The organism is Pseudomonas sp. TJI-51 (assembly GCF_000190455.2).
Taxonomy (GTDB): Bacteria; Pseudomonadota; Gammaproteobacteria; order Pseudomonadales; family Pseudomonadaceae; genus Aquipseudomonas; species Aquipseudomonas juntendi.
Genome location: NZ_AEWE02000152.1, coordinates 1 through 2,545, shown reverse-complemented (window position 1 = coordinate 2,545; position 2,545 = coordinate 1). Strand labels below are relative to the sequence as shown.

2 protein-coding genes and 1 pseudogene are annotated in these 2,545 nt (G+C 57.4%); 1 reads left to right on the top strand and 2 read right to left on the bottom strand.

Going from position 1 to position 2,545, the window contains the following annotated elements:
• Nucleotides 1–8: 8 nt before the first annotated feature.
• Nucleotides 9–1,171, bottom strand: a pseudogene (locus tag G1E_RS28090) (IS3 family transposase).
• 38 nt (nucleotides 1,172–1,209) lie between these two features.
• Between G1E_RS28090 and G1E_RS30340 the strand changes: the two are divergent.
• A complete protein-coding gene (locus G1E_RS30340) occupies nucleotides 1,210–1,572 on the top strand; it encodes a LysR substrate-binding domain-containing protein (RefSeq protein ID WP_225786186.1) in 363 nt (120 codons plus the stop codon).
• On the opposite strand, the gene G1E_RS25345 is transcribed toward G1E_RS30340, so the two are convergent.
• Complete coding sequence (locus G1E_RS25345) at nucleotides 1,516–2,262, bottom strand: SDR family oxidoreductase (protein ID WP_009683552.1); 747 nt, start codon at nucleotides 2,260–2,262, stop codon at nucleotides 1,516–1,518. The genes G1E_RS30340 and G1E_RS25345 overlap by 57 nt on opposite strands.
• Nucleotides 2,263–2,545: the final 283 nt, after the last annotated feature.

The window sequence follows — 2,545 nt, the reverse complement described above, 5'->3', positions numbered from 1 at the left end:
TGTAGTGGTCAACTAATCCCGGACACCGGATTAAGTTTTTCCTCGGCAATCGCCGGAGGTAACCCACCGTTGAACTGATGCGGTCGCTCCCAGTTGTAGCGCTGCATCAGAAACCTGCCGATGTCCTGCTGTGCCTGCGCAGCACTCATGTAGCCCACACTTGGCACCCACTCCGTTTTCAGGCTGCGGAACAAACGCTCCATAGGCGCATTGTCCAGGCAATTACCTCTGCGGCTCATGCTTTGCTTGAAGCGGTAACGCCACAACCGCTGACGAAAAGCTCGGCTGCCATACTGGCTGCCCTGATCACTGTGAAACAGTACATTCTGCGGCCGCCCGCGGTGCTCGTACGCCATGTCCAGCGCCTTGATGACCAATTCGCTGTCCGGTTTGGGTGAAAACGCCCAACCCACCATGCGACGTGCAAAAAGGTCGATAACTGCCGCCACATAGTGCCACTGGCCTTGAGCCCACACATACGTGATGTCGCCGCACCATACTTGATTCGGTGCCGTAACATCGAATGCGCGCTCCAGCACGTTCGGGATGTCAGGGCGCTCTACTGTGGCCTTCTTGTAGGCATGTGAACCCGGTTGCTTACTGATCAGCTTCATTTCGCGCATCAACTTGCGCACCTTGAAGCGGCCGATCTGAATGCCTTCTTGGCGCATCATGCACATGATGGTTCGACTACCTGCGGCACTACGGCTCTGTGTAAATAGCTCGTTAACCCGAACGCGCAGTGCCAGTCGCGCAACGTCCGGAGATCGCCGTTTATGGCAATGCGCGTAGTAACACGAGCGAGTGACTTCAAACACCGAGCAGAGTAATTCGACAGGCTCCTCGCGGCGGAGCTGATCAATCAACGCGAGCGCTCGTGTTCCTCGGCCATCAAGAGCGCGGTAGCCTTTTTTAAAATCGATTTCTCCCGCTCAAGTCGAGCGATTCGAGCTTCCAATTCCTGGATTTTCTGTTGCTCAGGCGTCAGCGCCTTACTTTACGGAGTAACGCCGGTGCGCTCCTGCTGCAGTTGATTGACCCAGCGACGCAACGCGGACTCGACCACCCCAAGCGAGCGGCTGGCTTCGATATGGCTATAGCCTTGATCGAGCACGAGGACTGCGGCCTCGCGTTTGAATTCAGCGGAAAAGGAACGACGTTGTTTGGTCATCAGACACCTCTATCTGGCGAGCATTCTCGCCTAAATGGGTGTCCGGTTTCATTAGACCACTACATCTAATACTTTCTCGAATCGAAGCGACGGGCGTCGAATTGCGCATAGTGCAGGAGGTGGAGAACCTACAAGCTGCTCTAGGCTTGACCAAGTCCGGCGTAGGACTGACATTCGTACCCCACAGCGTCGGCGCCGAGCAACGCCAAGGCATCGTTTTCTTACCGATTCGTCGTGAACCGCTGCACTCTCCCTTGAGTGCGGCCTGGCTGCCAGGATCTCAGTCGCTCGCCCTGCGCAACTTCCTTCCCCTGCTTACCATGGTTGGGCAAGGCCGCCACGTTTCACCGCCCCCCGGCAACCGGGATGATGGCTCCAGTGATGTAACTCGCTGCCTCTGAGGCCAACCAGCACACGCAATCGGCGACCTCCTCCGGCGATCCTGCTCTACCTGCTGGTAGTGCAGCCGCCATTTCGGTCAGCCGCTCGGGCTTGCCGGCGGCGGCGTGCAAATCTGTCTCGATCAAACCTGGGGCTACCGCGTTGACCCGGATGCCCTCGCTGGCCACCTCCTTGGCCAGGCCGCGGGTCAGACTGTCGATAGCTCCTTTGGTCGCTGCATAGTGGATCCACTCCCCGCCGCCACCCAGCTCGGCGGCCCGAGAAGAGAGATTGACGATGACCCCGCCCACTCCGCCATGGGAACGCCCCATGCGCCGTACTGCTTCGCGAGCACACATGAATGACCCGAAAACGTTGACTTGGAATACATGTTCAAGACGTTCGTAGGACAGCGTTTCAAGCCTGGAGAACCCTTCGGTGATGCCAGCGTTGTTAACCAGCAGCGCAAGGGGAGCGGGACGTTGGTCGAGCGCTTGGAACAAAGCGTGCACAGACTCGGGCGAAGCTATGTCCAAATGGCAGCTCCAAGCTACACCGCCTGCGCCACAGATTGCGCCCACCACAACTTGCGCCGCTTCTGCGTCGCGCTCGTAGGTCAGGCACACCTCATATCCTTTGTGCCCGAGCTGCCGAGCTACAGCCGCACCTATTCCGCGACCTCCACCCGTTACCAATGCCAAGCGTTTCATGGTGATCTCCTTATCCGATCCAAGGAACCTTCGAGCGCACTCGACGTTTGTCGTCACTCTACGCCAAAATCTTTAAACCTATCGTACCTGCCGCCGGTGAGCGACTCGCGGATTAGGGTTTCTAGCAGGTTTGGGCATTTGACTAGCCTGCGCATACAACCACTCTCTGTCGTGACGATGCAGCCAGGTGTAAAGCGATTGGCATTCGCGGCTCATGTTTGCCAACAATAAAGATTGTCACAACCTCTCACGAGTTATCTGCCGTCTGAATCGCCCCTGGTTT